Annotated in this window: 4 protein-coding genes and 1 pseudogene; all 5 read right to left on the reverse strand. The window is 43.8% G+C overall.

Going from position 1 to position 2,721, the window contains the following annotated elements; translation table 11 throughout:
* A pseudogene (locus Q0546_RS01510) lies at window positions 1-660 on the reverse strand (two-component sensor histidine kinase); the annotation flags it as partial.
* Between the two features lie 14 nt (window positions 661-674).
* Complete coding sequence (hsrA, locus tag Q0546_RS01515) at window positions 675-1,346, reverse strand: homeostatic response regulator transcription factor HsrA (RefSeq protein WP_002947350.1); 672 nt, start codon at window positions 1,344-1,346, stop codon at window positions 675-677.
* Window positions 1,347-1,419: 73 nt separating this feature from the next.
* Entirely contained in the window at window positions 1,420-1,734 is a 315-nt protein-coding gene (locus Q0546_RS01520) for a dihydroneopterin aldolase (protein ID WP_298789896.1), read from the reverse strand.
* Complete coding sequence (plsY, locus tag Q0546_RS01525; RefSeq protein WP_298789898.1) at window positions 1,731-2,345, reverse strand: glycerol-3-phosphate 1-O-acyltransferase PlsY; 615 nt, start codon at window positions 2,343-2,345, stop codon at window positions 1,731-1,733. Before plsY ends, Q0546_RS01520 begins: the two co-directional genes overlap by 4 nt.
* Before the next feature lie 34 nt (window positions 2,346-2,379).
* The gene (locus Q0546_RS01530; RefSeq protein ID WP_298789900.1) at window positions 2,380-2,532 is read right to left on the reverse strand and encodes a hypothetical protein; all 153 of its coding nucleotides are present in this window, start codon (window positions 2,530-2,532) and stop codon (window positions 2,380-2,382) included.
* Between the last annotated feature and the right edge of the window lie 189 nt (window positions 2,533-2,721).

Raw genomic sequence — 2,721 nt, forward strand, 5'->3', positions numbered from 1 at the left:
CGTGACTTCGTTTTTGGTTTTCATCACCGCAAGCGGCGTTTTTAGCTCGTGCGCTACACCGACGAAAAGCTCCTTTTGATACAGTACAAACGTCTGAATGCGTTCAATCAAGCGGTTTAGACTTTTGCCTAGCGGCTTAAACTCGGGCGGCAGCTCGTCAAGACTCACCGTCTGCAAAAACCGCTCGTTTAAATTCGTCATTTTTCTACTTAAAATTTTGATCGGCACCAGCAGCATCCGCGACAAAAACAGTACGTAAAAAATAATCAGAAGTATCGACGTGGCGTTTACCATGATGATATCGATTAAAATTTGATCTATGAGTTTGCTTTGATGAGTGGTGTCTTTAGTTAGCGCGATGCTGGTGTCATCCATATACGGATAAAATAACGTCAAATAAGTCTTTTGTCCGACCCTTTCCGTAGCAAAATAAGGAGATACCGTTTTGCCCTCGACGAGCTTTGCCTTTGTGGGACTATCATTTAGCGTGAAGTACTCAAACGGTTTTTCTACTTTAGATAAATTTGCGCTCGTGGATAAAATTTTAGCTTCATATGCGAGCGATTGTGAGATGCCCTCGTATATCGTGACCTTGATATACTGGTATAAAAGAACGGAGATGATGAGAATTAGCATCGTAGAAGCCGATGCTAATTGCACTATAAACCTAAATCTTAGGCTTTTTTGGGAAAGCAAAACCTATACCCGCGTCTTCTGACCGTCTCGATAGTCGAGATATTTAACGGTTTATCCATTTTTTGGCGGATTTGATTGATTGCTACTTCGATTACGTTTGGAGTTACGAGCTCAGGCTCCTCCCAGATCGCGTCTAGTAGTTGCTCTTTGCTGACGATCTGATCGCTGTGGCGCGCAAGGTGAGTTAGTACCTCAAACGGTTTGCCTTTTAGCTCGATATCTTGGCCTAGGTAGGTGATTTTCTCCTCGTCCGGATCGATGATAAGGTCGTCTATTTTGATAACGTTCGTACCGCCAAAGCGCAAACGAGCCTCGATCCTAGCTACCAAAACATCAAAATCAAACGGCTTTTTGATATAGTCGTCCGCACCAGCTCTAAATGCCTTAACTTCGCTATCTTTATCGTCTTTCGCAGATAGTACGACTACTGCAGTGCGCGGGGATTTGTGTTTGATGATGTTGATTAGATCCACGCCGTCGCCGTCAGGCAGCATCCAATCGGTCAAAACCAAATCGTAATTTCTAATACCGATGTAGTATTCAGCATCCTTGAAATTCTCCGAGCTGTCGGTCTGATAGCCGAACTCTTGCAAGCCCTCGGCGATGGTTTTGTTTAGAGTTACCTCATCTTCAACTATTAAAATTCTCATTTTTTCCCTTCAGTAAAATTTGTTGGGATTGTAGCATAAATTAAGCAAGATTTCAAGATACTTTAAAAAAAATTTAATATTTAAACTCGGCTCTTGCGCCAACCGTCGCATTTTTGACGATCTCGATTTTTAAAATTTCCATTTTCAAAAAGCTAAGCGAGCCAAATTTTTCCTTCAACTTTTTTGCGCAAATTTCAAGCGAACTCTCCACGGTGCCAAATTTTTCTTGCGCATAAATTTCCTCGATCAAATTTATCACTTCCACGTAGTCTATAAACTCGCCGCTTTCAAACTCCGCGCTCACTCTTACCTTTTGCGGTGTCACGCGCTCAAAATCAAGTAACCCAATGATCGTGCTAAATTCGTAGTCTCTGATAATGGTCGTCAAATTACGCGCTTTTCTTGCCCGGTTATTAGGCGTTTGATGTTTGGCAGATGCTTGTAGACAACCAAAAATGCGATCAAAAATATCGGTGCATAGGAGTCGATATCAGGGATCTGCGGCTGCAACGCAAAAGTCGCTACGATAAACGCCACAAGCGCGGCTAGCGAAGCTAGCGAGGAGATCTTAAGCAGCTTGCCCACGACAAACCAAACTCCAAGCGCGATAATGATTTCAAGTGGCAAAAAAACCGCCAAAACGCCCGCACCAGTGGCTATGCCCTTGCCGCCTTCAAATTTTAAAAACGGCGAGTAGCAGTGTCCAAGCACGGAAAGTACCGCCATCGCCCAAAGCGTCGCGGGAGCAAGGCCAAAAAATTTCGCGATCAGTATCGGTAAAACGCCCTTTAAAACGTCGCAAACTACGGTCAAAATCGCGATCTTTTTAGCGAGTTTGGGGTCTTTTTGCTTTAGCACGCGCAAAACGTTGGTCGCGCCGATGCTGCCGCTGCCTTCGCTTCTGATGTTCACTCCGCCGAAGATATATGCCAAAATCACGCCCGAGGGGATACCGCCTAGCAGATACGCCGCAGCATAAGCTATCAAATTTTCATTCATTTTTTATCCTGATTTTTGTTTCAATTTCGCAATATTAATTAAATTCGGCTGATTTTTTGATAAATCGGTCGTTTTGAAGGGCGATAAATTTGTAAATTTGACACACCGAGACCTGCGCCTTTAAGGTGCTAAATTTGGTTTGGTCAAATTTAGTCTTGCAAGCCGAACTTCTTTGTGTAAAAAACAACCATTTGAGGTTGTTTTTTACTTTGTTGTAAAGGGGTTGGGGGCTTAAATTGCGCTCTGCTTTGCAGTTGCGAGGCAAAGCCGAAGCAAAAGAGCTCCCCTTTTGTATCCACCTTTCTCTTTTCTTTGGGAGAGGGAGGGGTTTCTACTTACGAAGCGTCGCCTTCCTTTGCGTCGTGCTACGCACTCG

The organism is uncultured Campylobacter sp., from assembly GCF_937997465.1.
Classification (GTDB): Bacteria; Campylobacterota; Campylobacteria; order Campylobacterales; family Campylobacteraceae; genus Campylobacter_A.